This window comes from Paenibacillus forsythiae T98, assembly GCF_000520735.1.
GTDB classification, from domain to species: Bacteria; Bacillota; Bacilli; order Paenibacillales; family Paenibacillaceae; genus Paenibacillus_AQ; species Paenibacillus_AQ forsythiae.
Map to the genome: position 1 here is coordinate 1 of NZ_ASSC01000422.1, position 656 is coordinate 656.

Sequence of the window (656 nt, forward strand, 5' to 3'; positions counted from 1 at the left end):
TTGGGAATACGGCCTCGACGGAGTGCCGAAGAAGAGTCTTCAGCAAAACGGCAGTGCGGGCGAAAGCGGAACAACCGGAAGGGGTACGAACTAACAACAAGATGGCGAGGCCAAGGCTGTGAAATTTCCGGCTTTACAGCAATTCTACAAGAATGGGCATCTCCTTTGTATTGGAATTGTTTGGTCGTTGACCTCAATTTCTCTGCAAAAGGACGATGTCCTTTCAATTTGTACACTCAATGAAACTTCTAGTAAATCGCATAACTATGTTACAATAAATGGGTTCCATAGGCATTAGCCTGCTTTCCGGGATACATATGAATTCTTAAATGTTATAATAAGGAGAGAGCAAAGTGAGCCTTTTTCGCAAGCAGGGCTCGCCCTCGGACGAGACCGGCAGCAAGAGTACCCTGGCGCTGCGGATCAATGTGTTTTTTTTCAGTACGTTTGTTATATTCTGTGTAATTATTATCCGTCTTGCCGTACTGCAATTCGTGGAAGGCCCGACGCTGACCGAGGTGGAGACGAACCGGGACACGAAGGATGTGCCGCTTGCCGCGATGCGCGGTTCGATTCTCGCCGCTGGGGGCGAGAAGATCGCCTATTCCACTCCCATCCAGTCGCTGTATATTACGCTGACCAAGGAATACTTGGAG

General features: G+C 48.8%; 1 pseudogene. It reads left to right on the top strand.

Annotated elements, in window-relative coordinates:
- Positions 1–353: 353 nt before the first annotated feature.
- A pseudogene (locus tag L692_RS28760) lies at positions 354–656 on the top strand (penicillin-binding protein 2); the annotation flags it as partial.